Annotated in this window: 15 protein-coding genes and 1 tRNA gene; 7 read left to right on the top strand and 9 right to left on the bottom strand. The window is 68.7% G+C overall.

Annotated features, from left to right (window positions below):
- The first annotated feature begins 5 nt into the window (after window positions 1–5).
- Both sepX and ACTMTF_RS35845 read left to right on the top strand, forming a co-directional pair.
- On the top strand, window positions 6–590 hold the full coding sequence (gene sepX, locus ACTMTF_RS35850; protein ID WP_441114639.1) for a divisome protein SepX/GlpR: 585 nt from the start codon (window positions 6–8) through the stop codon (window positions 588–590).
- A 47-nt stretch (window positions 591–637) separates the two neighbouring features.
- A tRNA-Ala gene (locus ACTMTF_RS35845) sits at window positions 638–711 on the top strand.
- Window positions 712–958: 247 nt separating this feature from the next.
- Here ACTMTF_RS35845 and ACTMTF_RS35840 read toward each other — a convergent pair.
- The 3 genes from ACTMTF_RS35840 to ACTMTF_RS35830 are packed head-to-tail and all read right to left on the bottom strand — an operon-like array spanning window position 959 to window position 3,671.
- Window positions 959–2,752: a hypothetical protein gene (locus ACTMTF_RS35840; RefSeq protein WP_441114638.1), complete on the bottom strand. Its 1,794-nt coding sequence runs from the start codon at window positions 2,750–2,752 to the stop codon at window positions 959–961.
- Window positions 2,749–3,204 carry a hypothetical protein gene (locus ACTMTF_RS35835; RefSeq protein ID WP_441114637.1) on the bottom strand — a complete coding sequence of 152 codons (456 nt, stop codon included), beginning with the start codon at window positions 3,202–3,204 and terminating at the stop codon, window positions 2,749–2,751. The genes ACTMTF_RS35840 and ACTMTF_RS35835 overlap by 4 nt, the downstream gene beginning before the upstream one ends.
- Window positions 3,204–3,671: a hypothetical protein gene (locus ACTMTF_RS35830; RefSeq protein ID WP_441114636.1), complete on the bottom strand. Its 468-nt coding sequence runs from the start codon at window positions 3,669–3,671 to the stop codon at window positions 3,204–3,206. Before ACTMTF_RS35830 ends, ACTMTF_RS35835 begins: the two co-directional genes overlap by 1 nt.
- 72 nt (window positions 3,672–3,743) lie before the next feature.
- Between ACTMTF_RS35830 and ACTMTF_RS35825 the strand changes: the two genes are divergently transcribed.
- Window positions 3,744–4,052 carry a helix-turn-helix domain-containing protein gene (locus ACTMTF_RS35825; RefSeq protein ID WP_441114635.1) on the top strand — a complete coding sequence of 103 codons (309 nt, stop codon included), beginning with the start codon at window positions 3,744–3,746 and terminating at the stop codon, window positions 4,050–4,052.
- Window positions 4,053–4,317: 265 nt separating this feature from the next.
- Here the strand turns inward: ACTMTF_RS35825 and ACTMTF_RS35820 are convergent, their stop codons facing one another.
- Window positions 4,318–4,842, bottom strand: coding sequence for a hypothetical protein (locus ACTMTF_RS35820; protein WP_441114634.1), 525 nt, complete (start codon window positions 4,840–4,842; stop codon window positions 4,318–4,320).
- A gap of 158 nt (window positions 4,843–5,000) precedes the next feature.
- Between ACTMTF_RS35820 and ACTMTF_RS35815 the strand changes: the two genes are divergently transcribed.
- Both ACTMTF_RS35815 and ACTMTF_RS35810 read left to right on the top strand, forming a co-directional pair.
- Window positions 5,001–5,639: a DUF6461 domain-containing protein gene (locus ACTMTF_RS35815; protein ID WP_441114633.1), complete on the top strand. Its 639-nt coding sequence runs from the start codon at window positions 5,001–5,003 to the stop codon at window positions 5,637–5,639.
- 120 nt (window positions 5,640–5,759) lie between these two features.
- Complete coding sequence (locus ACTMTF_RS35810; protein WP_441114632.1) at window positions 5,760–6,170, top strand: Imm10 family immunity protein; 411 nt, start codon at window positions 5,760–5,762, stop codon at window positions 6,168–6,170.
- A gap of 290 nt (window positions 6,171–6,460) precedes the next feature.
- Here ACTMTF_RS35810 and ACTMTF_RS35805 read toward each other — a convergent pair whose 3' ends face one another.
- Both ACTMTF_RS35805 and ACTMTF_RS35800 read right to left on the bottom strand, forming a co-directional pair.
- On the bottom strand, window positions 6,461–6,664 hold the full coding sequence (locus ACTMTF_RS35805; protein ID WP_441114631.1) for a hypothetical protein: 204 nt from the start codon (window positions 6,662–6,664) through the stop codon (window positions 6,461–6,463).
- A 106-nt stretch (window positions 6,665–6,770) separates the two neighbouring features.
- Window positions 6,771–7,739 (bottom strand): ankyrin repeat domain-containing protein, encoded by a 969-nt coding sequence (locus ACTMTF_RS35800; protein ID WP_441114630.1) that lies wholly within the window; start codon window positions 7,737–7,739, stop codon window positions 6,771–6,773.
- Between the two features lie 383 nt (window positions 7,740–8,122).
- Here ACTMTF_RS35800 and ACTMTF_RS35795 point away from each other — a divergent pair, with 383 nt between their 5' ends.
- Both ACTMTF_RS35795 and ACTMTF_RS35790 read left to right on the top strand, forming a co-directional pair.
- Complete coding sequence (locus ACTMTF_RS35795) at window positions 8,123–8,926, top strand: hypothetical protein (RefSeq protein ID WP_441114629.1); 804 nt, start codon at window positions 8,123–8,125, stop codon at window positions 8,924–8,926.
- Window positions 8,927–9,233: 307 nt separating this feature from the next.
- Window positions 9,234–9,872, top strand: coding sequence for a DUF6461 domain-containing protein (locus ACTMTF_RS35790; RefSeq protein WP_441114628.1), 639 nt, complete (start codon window positions 9,234–9,236; stop codon window positions 9,870–9,872).
- Between the two features lie 27 nt (window positions 9,873–9,899).
- Here the strand turns inward: ACTMTF_RS35790 and ACTMTF_RS35785 are convergent, their stop codons facing one another.
- From ACTMTF_RS35785 to ACTMTF_RS35775, 3 genes are all read right to left on the bottom strand, one after another.
- Window positions 9,900–10,130: a hypothetical protein gene (locus ACTMTF_RS35785; RefSeq protein ID WP_441114627.1), complete on the bottom strand. Its 231-nt coding sequence runs from the start codon at window positions 10,128–10,130 to the stop codon at window positions 9,900–9,902.
- 489 nt (window positions 10,131–10,619) lie between these two features.
- The gene (locus tag ACTMTF_RS35780; RefSeq protein WP_441114626.1) at window positions 10,620–12,065 is read right to left on the bottom strand and encodes an MFS transporter; all 1,446 of its coding nucleotides are present in this window, start codon (window positions 12,063–12,065) and stop codon (window positions 10,620–10,622) included.
- Complete coding sequence (locus ACTMTF_RS35775) at window positions 12,062–12,871, bottom strand: SDR family oxidoreductase (protein ID WP_441114625.1); 810 nt, start codon at window positions 12,869–12,871, stop codon at window positions 12,062–12,064. The genes ACTMTF_RS35780 and ACTMTF_RS35775 overlap by 4 nt, the downstream gene beginning before the upstream one ends.
- Window positions 12,872–12,896 lie beyond the last annotated feature (25 nt).

Below are 12,896 nucleotides of genomic sequence, written 5' to 3'. Positions count from 1 at the left end.
TGCCCATGAGCGGCGCCTTCCTCTACCTCGCCATCGTCGTCATGTGGCTGTGTGTCCTGATCCCGATGTGGCTGCGCAGGGACAAGACAAACCTCGCCGAACTGGCCGAACTCGAGGAACACTACACCGGCGAGCACCAGCTCCCCGACCTCGCCGAGGCGGACGGCACGCAGGAGTTCGAGACCGCACCGGCGGAGTACGAGCGCGTCGACCCGCGCCAGTTCCGGGCCAGACGGCGAGCCATCATCGTCGCCCGCCGCCGCCGGCTGCTCTTCTTCACCGGCCTGCTCGTGGTGGCCACCGTGGTGACGGCCGCCGTGCGGGTGATCCCCTGGTGGGCCGTCGCGCCGGCCTGCGGCATCATGCTCGGCTACATGGTGTTCCTGCGGATCGCCGTACAGGTGGACCGCGAACGGCGGCAGCGGGCCGTACAGGCGCGCGAGCGGGCGCGGCGCGTGCGCGCACAGCGGCGCGCGGTGGAGATGGCGGCGCAGGCGGAGGCGGAGATCATCGAATTCGCGGCCCGGCAGGGGGACGTCCTCTTCGACCAGTACGCCGAACCGCCCAGGCGAGCGGTGGGCGACGGGTAAGTGTGGCGCGGGGACCCCTGAAAGTTTGCTAACCTGGTCGAGTCCTTGGGGATGTAGCGCAGTCCGGTAGCGCACTTCGTTCGCATCGAAGGGGTCAGGGGTTCGAATCCCCTCATCTCCACAAGGGGCCGTTCTTGAAACGGCTGGACTGAAGTTGACGGGATCCCGTCTGATCATCGCGATCAGGCGGGATCTTGTCGTTTCAGGGGTTTCCGAATCGGGTTCGTCCTGGTTTGGAAGCTGCGGAGCGGGTGTTCGGGAAGGCCCGGGTGGTGTCTGGTCGCTGGTGGAGGACTGGGTTTGCGTCGCTGGGCATGGCGAGGCCGACTCCGGGCTGGGTGCTGCGACAAGGTGATCTGAATTGCGCGTTATGGAATGGGTGGTGGCCGGCTCCGGCCCGTGAGTGGCGAGCGGTCGAGGTGCTCTGCTGGGATCTCGGAGGCCTCGGCGGATGTGTCGGGCTCGTCTGGGGGCTGGTGGGTGTGGCGCCAGGCGTCGAGGAAGTGGTCGTTAGCGACGGCGACGAGCAGCGCGAGCAGGATGGTCTGGGCGACGCGGCCGTGGGCGAGCCGGTTCTTCGGATCGCTCAGGTCGAGGTCGTGGCCTTTGAGACGGCCGTTCAGCCCCTCCGTCATCGCCCTGGCAGCGGAGTACGTCCCCCGCCACGAAGGGCTGAGGTAGGGCAGATCCTGGCGGAACTTGTCGAGGTGGCCGAGGTCGCCGGCGTGCAGGGTGATGGTGTGCTGGTGGCAGATCTTCGGCAGTTCGCCGCTCTTGTGGTCGGAGGCCGGGGGCAAGACGCGGGGTTTGGCCGCGGGGTGGGCGGCTCGTTGCCGGGCGTCAGTCAGGTCGACCACGGTGGGCCGGCTGGGCCCGCGCCGGTGGAGGTGGTCGAAGCGGGGGCAGGTGACCGACGGGGAAGTGCCTGCTGCTGGGCATTGGAAGCGGATGTTGCCGTCTGCGTTCGCGCTCTGTTTGAGTCGCAGCAAGTACGGCTCTCGCGCGGTGATCAGCGCGGTGAGTTCTTCCGTCGGGGTGCGGATGGCGGCGTCGTCCAGGCCGGTGGTGGCGTGGGCGAGCCGGTCGGGCATCAGCGGGCAGGCCAGGGAGCCGTCGATGAGCAGGGCGCCGTGGGCGCTGCCCTGCACTCCTCGCTGGTCCACTTTGTAGTCGAGTGCGAGCCGATAGCCGAGTTGGCGTGCGGGTTGGGCGAAGTGGGCGGGTTGCTGGTCGGTGTAGGCGCGGTCGACGACCGCGAAAGCGGCGGGCAGGCCGAGCTTGGCCAGTGGGCGCAGAGTGGTGATGGCGTTGGCGCCGATGCGTTTGTGCGGGGTGTCGAGGACCAGGCCGAGCGCCAGTTGCGGGAAGGAGCCGAGAACCGAGCGGGTGCGGGCGGCGACGGTGAGAGTGGCGCTGTAGCCGTACTCGGGCGGGCCGTTGCCGGCCGAGTGGTGCCAGCCTGCGGTGATCTCGGTGGAGGCGAACAGTTCTCCAGTGGAGCGGCGCGTGCGGGGTGGGCGGGCGAAGACCGGGGCGGCGGTGGTGTCGATGCCGACGTCGCCGCCAAACTCTGCCAGGTAGCCGCGGCCTTTGCCCCAGCGGACCGGGGTGAGCACGAGTGCGGTGACGACCTTTTGCAGCAGGTCCCGCTTGCGGGCGTGGTCGGGATCGGTGTCTTCCCAGGCAGTGGCGAGCAGGTCGGCCTCGTGCTGGTGCAGGCGGGTGCGGCGATCGTGCCGGGCCGGGTCCAGCAGGCTGGTGAGCCGGTCGAAGGCGCGGTAGAAACGCCGGTTGTCGGCCAGGCAGGCGTGCGCATCGTCGGCGGATGGCGGGTCGGCGTCCAGTCCCAGATGCTCACGGGCGTTCGGAGACAGGCAGAAGGCGGCCAGCCGCCAGGCTTCGGCCAGAGTGGCTTTGCCGGTGTGGTGGATCGACACCATGAGGCAGGCGAGCACTGCCCGGATCGGCACTCCCGCCGGTCCGGGGCGCAGGCCGAGTTCGGCATCGATCAGCGGCATGATGCCGGCGTCGTCCAGCAGCCGGGCGTAGTGGCTGATGACGGCGTCGGGGATCTGTGCTGTCTGCTTGGCGGGAGGCCGGGGCCGGGCGGCTCGGGCTCGGGTGGTGCGCGGCGGCCAGGCGCGTGGCTTCGCCGTACTCACCTGGCGCGGCCGCGCAGCAGCGCGACCGCGGTAGGTTCGTCCAAGGCGGGGACGAAATGGGTGTAGCGGGCCAGCGCGGAGGCGCTCATCCCGGCTGCGGCAGCCACTACGCCCAGATCGATTCGCGCGCTCAGCAGCTCGATGATCCAGGAAGAGCGCAGCCGACGCACCGACAGGGCGGGCAGACCGCCGGTCGGCCGGTGGCGGGCCGTCCAGGAGCTGAACAGGTTCTTGGCGTGCCGGGCGGCGCGCCCGGGCCGGAACACGAACCGGTCGCCCGGCTGGTTGGTGGCGCGGGCCAGGACGTCCTCCCAGGCTGCGCGGCAGACGATCAACCGCTGCGTGCCGGGGACGGCAACCACGACCGCGCCGCAGGTCAGGCGGCGCAGATGCACGGGGCGGACGGCGGCCACCTCCCCAGAGGTCAGCCCGCAGCCGAAGGCGAGCGCCATCAGCGCCAGCGCGTCGCCTCTGGCCTGGCCGGGCAGGCGTTCGGCCCAGCCGCGCAGGCGGCCGAGCTGGGCCGGCGAGTACGGCGGGCTGACCGTCTTGGGGCTGTCATCGGCGGCGGCGTCTGTTCGCCGCGTTCCAGCCAGGCCAGCGTGGCGCGCATGTGCCGCAGCCAGCTGCGGTAGGTCTGCGCCGAACTCGGGGCCAGGTCGGTGCAGCCGGTCAGGACGAACGCGTCGATCGTCTCGTGCCGCAGCCACACTTCCGGGTCATCCGGCAGGCCGGAGCGGTGACACCACACGGCCAAGCGGGTGGTAGCGGTGAGCAGCCGCTCGATGCGGTAGGGGGAGCGGTCGGCGCTGGCGGCGACCAACATGCGCACATGCCCGCAGATGCGGTCCCACTCCGGCGGAGCATGCTGCGGCCGGTAGCCGGTGATCTTCGCCGAGGTCACGGGATCGAGGGTCACACCCCATCCATAGTGGCAGGACAAGCAGCCGTTACGCAGAGCGACAACATCCACCGAAAGAAGTGATTTGTCATGGTCGGAGGACGCGCGCGATCGGCCGCCCCCCGGGAGTTGGCCGAGGACCCGCAGGCCTGGCCCCACGCGGACCTGGCCTGCCATCCCGCCGCGGCCGTCGTCCAGCAGATCGCCGCCGGTCTGGCCGGCGTCCTGGCCGAACGTCGCCTGAGCCTGCGTGCTCTGGCCGCCTCCTCCGGCGTCAACCGCCAGTCCATCGCCGACCTGCTGGCCGGCAGGTCCTGGCCGGACGTGGCCACCATCGCCCTGCTGGAGACCGCGCTCGCGGTCCGACTGTGGCCGCAGGGGACCCCGACGCCCCGATGACGACGCCGAGCCCGGAGTAAGACGCTGTGATGACCTCGACGGCATGGTCGAGCCTTCTCTCCGCCGCCCCGACAACCCGGACACCCGGGCAGGAGCGGCCGTCATTTGGCTCGACAGCCTCCAAGCGATCACCTATCGCGTTACGCTCGGAAGGCGCGAGCCTTCAAAGAGTTAGGACCTGTTGGGCGCTCACGCAACCCGGTGCCGTCGAGCTGTAACTCGGCGGCACCACTTTTGACCCAGTCACCAGACCGGCAAGCCGTACTCAGCTCGTGGCGGCGCTCCCTTCACCGGCGAACCCGTTCACCCCGGCCCCGATCGTGAACAGGCCCTGCTCCCGCTCGGCCAGCCAGCCATCGTCCACCAGCCGCTTGAGCCGCGCGCGCATCCCCTCCACCTGACCGCGGACATCCTGCTGTCCCAGCGCCCGCACCACATCCCGCGCCCGCAACGGCTTGTCGGAACTGGCCAGCAGCACCACCGCGTCCTTGCGCAGCCCCCGCAGTACCGGACGCTCCTGGGGAACCTCCGCGTGCCGAGCAGTTCCCGGCGTGGTGTCGCCCGCCCCCTGAGGATGGGTGCCAGCGACCTTCCTGGCCTCCACTTCAGCAGGCCCGTCGGCCGCCTCCAGCGCGGTCAACTCCTCACGCGCGATGGACAACCGTTCCAGGCGACGCTCCGCCACGGCCAGCCGCTCCTGCAGCTCCTCCATCTGCCCGGACAGCTCAGCGCATTGCTGCCGTGCAGACTCCTCGGCCCGCTCTAGCTTTGCCAGCAGTGACGTCACCATGGCCTCCCTCACGGCAATCCCAGACACCACCATCACTTAACGCATGGCGGCAACTCCAAACTGTAGGCGGCAATGGCATCGCTGACCCCAAAGTCTGCAAGATCCGTTCAGCCTGTAAGGATCTCGAAGATCCGTCCGACGGAGCGAAGGAGCCATGCATGAATCCTGGTGAACCGCCGACCACCGGCTTGCGCGAGCACTACCGCCAACTCCGTTCAAGCCACCCATGGCTGGATGAGGCGACGTGCTGGACGGTGGTGGTGCCGGATAGCGGACATGCATTCAACCTCGACGAGATCGCCGCCAGGCTCGGCGGGGGCGCACCGTACCAGCTTCATGAGCCGGCATCATTCCAGGCGGCCGGGCCTGTCAGCGGGGACGCCTATCCCGTGTTCGTTGATTGGTGCGGTTCCGCCGCCATGCTCTGGGAGATGGACTACCTCGGATCAGTCCCCTCGGTGCTTCAGCGGCTCAGCCAGGGAGCTCGGGTCTACAGCGCTTGGTGGAACGTCAACCTCCACAATCGGCTGAGCTTCGCGGCCGGTGGCGAGCTCATCTTGGCGGTCGACGCGATCTTCCCTGGGGATCCGGAAGACTATCCCGGCATCGACCAATGGCCTGAGTTGCAGGCGATGACGGACTTCTTCGTCGACTTCGAAGAACGTGACGAAGACTACGACTGGATCGCCGCCTGGCTCGCGGTCATTGACCAGACCACAGGAGCAAGGTTGACCGGCGACTGGCTGGAACAGGCGCATCCGTACATGACGGTCAGCTTGTCCGACGCCGCACGCTGAATGCCTGGAAACCTGGCTGGGAAACGATCAGGCGAAGCCTGGGAAGCGATCTTTGGTAGGGCGTCATCATCACTGCTCAGCCACACTCGGCGCTCTCCCGTGCGCAGCTACCCTCCCACCATGACGATCAGATTCACCGCTCAGATCGCCGGAGCCTGGGAACACCCCGAGGATGAGTGCATCTCCGCCGGTGTCAGCGAAACCGAGAAGGGCGACGGCATGGTGCTCACCTTCCAGTGCTGCACCTATGAGCCGGATGACCAAGACATCGCCTTGAGCATGGACACCTACTGCGTTGTCACCGCGGACCAGGGCACCGCCTACGGGGCCGTCCAGGAACTGACTCTGCAAGCCAACGTGCTGCGCGTTGTCTTCGACCTCGACGCACTGGAGGCGCTCGGGCTAGACGAGCCCGAGATTGAGGCGATTCTCGATACAGACGAGCAGTCCGTCGAACAGCTTCGGCGTGGGCTGCGCCGCATTCTTTCCTACGGTCGCCCTGACGCCCGCCCCCAGCTTCTGGAGCTGTAGAGGGCCATCGAGGCGATGCCCAAAATGGCCCGGGAAACGATCATTCCCCCTTCGGGAAGCGATCTTCTCGGCCATCCTTACACCCCAGGCCAGCCCTATTCGTGAACACCCCACCCAGGGCCGTTCTTGAGACGGCCGGACTGAAGTTGACGGGATCCCGTCTGATCAGGGCGATCAGGCGGGATCTTGTCGTTTCAGGGGTTTCCGAATCTGGTTCGTCCTGGTTTGGGGACCGTGGAGCGGGTGTCTGGGAAGGTCCGAGTGGTGTCAGGCCGCTGGTGGGGGAGAGATCAGGCGAGCACCTCCTGGCGATCGACGCACTCCCCGGGCGGCAGGAACACCATGTCGGTCTGGCCTGATGGCCCGAGCTGCAGGCGGTGACGGACTTCTTCGCCGAGCCCTTGTCCGAGGGCCTCGACGAGGACGAGGACGAAGACGACCTCGACGACTACGACTGGAGAGCCGCCTGCCTCGCGGTCATCCGACCGCACCACCGGGTAACCCCTCTTGCGCCCCAGGCCAGCCCTGTTCGTGAACGCCCCAGCAGGTGGGAAGGCCCGGTTCCAGAACATGGAGCCGGGCCTTTCGTCATGCCGCTGATTAGCTCCACCAGTCTCTGTCGGGCAGCGTGAGCCACACGTCAGGTTGATCTGTGATCGATCTGGCGTCGGTCGGTCGCAGGCTTGCACCGGCGAAGCAGTAGGCCACGGCTTGGCGGTGGTAGAGGTAAGCGGCGAGGATGGCCTCCGCGGGTTCGTCGGCCGAGACCCCGCCCCCGCCGGGGTGGGTGTCCCATTCCTCGATGACGCCGTCGCGGGCGACGGCTCCCTGATTGCCGCTCTTGGGGTTGGCGTACATTCCGTAGCAGACAGTGCTGACCGACAAGCGCTCCATGACGCCGGGGGTGGACGCGTTGTATCCCCACGGCTGGAAAACGACGCATCCGCCGGGCACGTCCGTGATGCCGATGATGGCCAGACTGCCATCGAGGTCCGAGAAGGGATCATCCATGACCTCTTCGATGTCGTCGTCATCGGCCGGTATGGCCTCCAGTCGCCGGGCCGCCTCGGCGGCGGCGATGCCGGCCACACAGGCGACGCTGAAGCCGTCATGCTCCAAGCGGCCCAGCGCGGTGATCAGATGCCTGGCCTCGGCCACGGCGGCGGTCTCGGCGGCGGACAGGTCAGCCTCGCCGGCAGGAAGAGTGAACAGATCAGGGGTGGGGGTGGCCAGGCTGAGTCGTCCGGGGGACCAGCCGTCCATCATCGGCCGCCACGGGTCGGCTCCGGCGGCGACCAGGCTGCGGGCGTTGTCGGGGCGGTTGTTGAAGACGGCTTCCCAGAGGGCGGTACGGCCCTCGTGTTCAGCATCGACGTCGTCGACGCGCCGGGACAGCTCCGCGACCACCTCGGGTGAACCGCGTTCGGCGGCCGCGTGCAGCGGCCGTTCATGGAAGTACACGCCCGTGTTGGGATCGGCGCCCGCGTCGAGCCGGGTGCGGATCAGGCTGAGGTTCGTCCAGCCCTCCCAGCCGATGCCGGACCATCCGATTCCATCGTTGACGACCATGACACTCCTTGGGGGACGTATGGGATCTTTGACCGCCGATCATGATGTACGGGACCGACAACTTCGGGCTGGGGCCGCAGTCGTTGCCGTAAGAGGGCGGCGTTCTCCGATGGTCATACCGGTCGCTGAGAGGCCAGGCGGAGTCGGCGAAAGTCAGCGGGCCCGCTGACACGGAAGCGCAGGATGGCGATCAAAACGCTGGCCATGACACAGAACGCCACGTCACGAGGTCAGCGTAGAGAGATGGCCGACCTGGACGCGAGAGCGGCATGGCGCTCAAATGCGCCCGCGGACGCGCACCCTCCGCCTGGCGCCACTCCTCATGATCGATTGTAGGGTGAGGCGTTCGCTGCCATCCCCTCCGAACCCTCAGGAAGCGTCCCGTGTTACGTCGTCACCGTTCAGCCCTGCCCGCCCTGCTGGTCACCGGTTTGTACGGCGCCGCGCTGACGGTCGCCACCGTCGTCGCCCTGATCTCTGGCGACCTCGGCCCGTTGTGGATGCTGACGCTGTTCGCGACCGTGACCGAAGGTGTCACGGCGACAGGGCAGAACCTGCTCCTTCTGCTCCTGGCCGGGCTGTCCTGGGCATGGGGGATCTGGCAGATCCTGCGCGGGCCGTTGGCGGGGCCGCCGCCTCAGCAGGACCGGAACACCGTGCGGTTGCGCGTGGCGCTCTACGCCGCGACGGCTACGATGTGGTTGCTCCACGCCACCGCGTCGTTGACCTGGGCGGATGCGACGGTGATCGATTCTGCGGCGATGTGGGTGGTCGTGTTGTTGTTCATGCGGGTGTTGGGCGGGGACCGGCCGTACACGCGGGGTGCGGGGGTGCTGGGGTACGGCGGTTTCACCGTCATCGGCGTACTCGACCTCGTCGGCTGGCCCGTCCTGGACGGGGCGGAGCCGATCTGCGGCCTGGCCGGCCTGGCCTGGACGGTGCTGGTCCTGCGGGCTCAAGGGTACGACGACCGCTGGGGGAAGACGACCGTCGCGTACGGTATCGCCGCCCTGGTGACGCCGATCTTTGTGGTACTGGCGGCATTGCCGCTTCCGGACGAGGGAAGCGCCGTCGAGGCTCTCGGCGTGGTCTCGAGCGTCCTGATCATGATCTGGCTGGCCCGCTCCGCCCACGACCTTGCCGCGCCCCGCCACCAACCGGCCGCCCAGACCACCCTGGGAGCATGAGTCGACGAGCAGCCGCGTTTGTCGGCCATCGCCGCGCTCGTGCCGGCGGCGATGGCCATGGTGATCATTGGTCCCGGGCGATCCTGAGCGCGCCGCCCCAGGATCGTGTTCCCGAGGACGTCGCGTCTTCCTGGACCAACCGAACGCATGCGTGAGGCAGACTTCGGCCGAGAGGCGGGATCAGCGCGGACCGAGATGTCGTCGGACGAGCTGGCGCGCGTGGTGTTGCCCAAGGCGGCGGCACAGGTCGTTGCCGCTGAAGTCGGTGCGTTGGCAGCCGTCCTACGGGAAGCCGAAGGAGTAATGCGTGAACACCGGACAGCCCCCGACTGCCGACCTGCGCGAGCACTACCGGCAACTCCGCTTCAGCCAGCCATGGCTCGACGTGGCCATGTGCTGGACCGTAGTGGTCCCAGACAGCGGACAAGCGCTCCTTCTGAACCAGCTCGCCGCCCGGCTCAGCGGCTCTGCGCCACACCGGCTCCATGAGCCGGCGCTGCCCAGAGCCGTCATACTCCCCTACGACACCGACAATCCCGTGTTCGCCGATTGGTGCGGATCCGCCGCCATGCTCGTGGAGGGCGACTACCTCGGATCAACCCCGGCCGTGCTCCGGCGACTCAGTCAGGAAGCCCGGGTCTACAGCGCCTGGTGGAACGTCAACGCCCACAACCGGCTGAGTTTCGCGACCGGAGGCGAGCTCATCCTGACGATCGACGCGTTCGGCCCCGGGCGCCCGGAAGACCATGCCGGCATCGGCCAATGGCCGCAACTGCAGGCGATGACGGACTTCTTTGTCGAGTTCGAGGAACGCGACGAGGACTACGACTGGCGAGCCGCCATGCTCGCGGTCATCGACCAGACCACAGGAGCAAGGTTGACCAGCGAGTGGCTGGAGCAACCACATCCGTACATAACGGTCCGCATGCCCGACGCAGCACGCTGAACCCCCGGAAGCTCGGCCAGGAAACGATCATGGCGTTGCCAGGCTCGCCGGCCCGGAGCTTGTGGGCGGTCTGGCGGGTGTGGTGCTGCCGGAGCGCTCAGCGGCCAGCTTGGGGAGTTCCAGCGTGCGCCGGGACTTGCGGGTCTTGGTGTCACCTCCTTCCCGGTCGGCTCGCCACCCGTGGATGGCGAACTTCTTGTGCTTGAACCCCGCCTCCGTCACCGGACACCGGGGTTTGAGGTCCGGCATCCAGGCCACGACGTGATCCCCGCGCAGCGTCGGGTGCGAGTCCGTAGCCGAGCTCGCGTGCAGGGTGGGCGAAAGGGGAGGGTTGTTGGTCGGTGTAGGTGCGCGGTCGACCGTCCCAGGTCGGACCTATTCATGGACATCACCGGGGGTCTGAAGCCGCGCTCTCGCCTCATCGATCTGGCGCATGATGCGCGCGGCGCCGCAGGCCTGCGCGGTATGAAGACCCCACAAGGGGTCGTACGTGAACTGGCTGGACTGAAGTTGATGGGATCCCGTCTGATCATCGCGATCAGGCGGGATCTCGCCGTTTCAAGGGTTTCCGAATCGGGTTCGTCCTGGTTTGGTCGCTGCGGAGCAGGTGGTCGGGAAGGCCTGGGTGGTTGTCAGGCTGGTGGATGTGGCGCCATCGGCGAGACACCGGGCGGGCCGGATCTCACCGGAGACTCGCAGCAGGGCAGAAGGGGTCGCATGAGCAGGATTCCGCTGGTGCTGCGCATGTCATTCTCGCGGGTGTGTCATCGGGGGGCGGATGAGTCGGGTCAGGAGGGCGGCGGCGAGGGCGGCACCTGCAGCGGTGGCCAGGGCCGGGGAGTAGCCGGAGACCTGTGCGGCGGTCTGGCCGGTGGTGGCGATGGCGACCAGCGCTGCCAGGCCGATGGCGCCGCCTACGTACTGGTTGGTAGTGGCCATGCCGGAGGCTGCTCCGGCGATCGGGCCGGTGACCCCTGCGGTGCAGGCCGCGAAGGCGCTGACGAGGGCGATGCCGGCGCCGAGCGACCACAGCGCGGTAGGAGCGAGGAACTCGGTGACCAACTGGTCGTCCGAGCCGACCGCGGTGGCCCACCAGGCCAGCCCGGCCGCCTGGATCGCCAGGCCGACCAGCAGCGCGTTGCGGGGCCCCCGGCGGAGGAGTCTGGGGGCAAGCTGGGTGCCCGCCAGCATCGCCAGCGGGATCGGCAGGTAGATCACCCCGGTCATCAGGGGGGTGTAGCCGCGTACCTGCTGCAGGTACAGGGTGATCAGGAAGAACGTGCCGATCATCACCGCTCCCACCAGGGCGATGATGGCGTTGCTCAGTACCAGATCCCGCCGGCGCAGCAGTTCGGTGGGCAGCAGGGGGGCGCGGGCGGTGCGCTGGCGTATGCCGAAGGCGGCCAGCAGTATCACCGCCAGGGGCAGGACGACCAGCATCGGGCCGGAGGTCCAGCCCTGAGCGGGGCCCTGGGTGACGGCGTAGGTCAGCGCAGTGACACCGGCGGTGCCGGTGAGGGCGCCGATCAGATCCAGGCCCCCGCTCGCCTGGGGCCGGGTAGCCGGGAGTGTACGCAGCCCGACGGCGACCACGGCCACGCCGACAGGGACGTTGACCAGGAATATCCAGGGCCAGCCGACCGAGGTCAGCAGGCCGCCGAGCAGCACCCCGGCCGCCGCGGCGACGCCGCCCATGCCGGTGAAGATGCCGAACGCCCGGGCGCGGTGGGGGCCTTCGGGGAACAGGTCGGTGATCAGCGCCAGCGCCGAGGGAATCACCAGGGCACTGCCCAGTCCCTGGGCCAGCCGCGCGGTGACCAGTTGCCAGTCGCTGGCGGCCATCGCGCAGCCCAGCGACGCCACCGTGAACAGCACCGTTCCGGTGATGAACAGCCGGCGTCGGCCCACCAGGTCGGCGGCCCGGCCGGCCAGCAGGAGGAACCCGGCCAGCCCGAGCAGGTAGCCGTCGACCACCCAGGCCAGCCCGCCGGTGGAGAATCCCAGGTCGTGCTGGATCGACGGCAGGGCGACGTTGACGACCGAGGTGTCGAGCACGGTCATGAACTCGATCAGCGCCAGGACCGAGAACGTCGTCCAGGGGCTCCTTCCTGCCCGAGCCTGTGCCGGGGTCTCCGCCTCAGCTCCCCGTTTCCGCCCCCGGCCCGCGGATTGGTCGCCCGTTCTCAGGCTCACTCGAAGCCGCCGTTGACGCCGATGACCTGGCCGGTGATCCAGCGGGCGTCGTCGGAGGCCAGCAGGGCGACCACATCGGCCAGGTCGGTCGGCAGGCCGAGGCGGCCCAGCGGTGTGGAGCCGATGATCTGCTCGACCATCGCACGCGCTTCCTCGGCGAGCATCTCGGTGTCGGTGGGGCCGGGAGCGATGGCGTTGACGGTGATCTTCCGTGGGCCGAGCTGGTGTGCCAATGACCGGGTCAGCATCTCCACGCCGGCCTTGGTGGCACCGTACGCGCCCATGAAGGCCACCGCGCCGTTGGGAATGCCGGCGGAGACGTTGATGACGCGGCCTTGCTCGCGCAGCCGGGAGGCCGCCTGCTGCCCGGTGAGGTAGACGCTCTTGAGGTTGGTGGTGACCAGGGCGTCGAACACCTCCTCGGGCAGATACTCGATCGGCGCCCCCGCGAACATCGCGGCGTTGTTGACCAGGATGTCGACGCCTCCGAACTCGCGCTCGGCCGCGTCGAACAGGCCCGCCACATCGGCGGCCCGGCCCACGTCGCCCGGAGCCGCGACCGCGCGGCCACCCGTGCGGGCGATCTCGTCGACAATCTGGTCCGCCTGGTCGGCGGCCCCCTGCCGGGCCGCTCGGTAGTTGACCACCACGTTGGCGCCGTCGCGACCGAGCCGCTGCGCGATCGCCCGGCCGATGCCCCGGGTGGCCCCGGTCACCAGCGCCGTCTTGCCGGCCAGCCCGGTGGATTTAGGGCCTTCGGGCGTGGAGGACGCAGTGGGCTCGGGGGTTGTGGGGTGTGCGGTCATCGCCGTCTCCGCTTCTCTAAAGGTC

Source organism: Nonomuraea sp. ZG12, assembly GCF_052068115.1.
GTDB lineage: Bacteria > Actinomycetota > Actinomycetes > Streptosporangiales > Streptosporangiaceae > Nonomuraea.
Note: the sequence above shows the minus strand (reverse complement) of the source record. Positions and strands in the feature narration are given on the sequence as shown.